This is a genomic window from Sulfitobacter sp. HI0027, assembly GCF_001634775.1.
Taxonomy (GTDB): domain Bacteria; phylum Pseudomonadota; class Alphaproteobacteria; order Rhodobacterales; family Rhodobacteraceae; genus Sulfitobacter.
Map to the genome: position 1 here is coordinate 1 of NZ_LWER01000106.1, position 213 is coordinate 213.

At 58.7% G+C, this 213-nt stretch carries 1 pseudogene; it reads right to left on the bottom strand.

Annotated features, from left to right (window positions below):
* A pseudogene (locus A3722_RS23875) lies at positions 1 to 138 on the bottom strand (glutamate racemase); the annotation flags it as partial.
* Positions 139 to 213 lie beyond the last annotated feature (75 nt).

Here is a 213-nt window from a genome sequence, read left to right on the forward strand (position 1 = left end):
ATCATCGGCATTGCGCACGCCGTAGGGCGCATGGGCGCTGTCAGCGAGATAGACAAAATCCACCTCCGGCAGCCGTTCTTGCACCTTGTTCCAGACGGTCAGCCCGCCCAGCCCCGAATCGAAAATACCAACTGCCATGGTCTGTCGTCACCTGTCGGCTCTATGCCGTTCCTCAAACTCATAGCCAAGACCCTGATACTGGCCCGGCTTTGG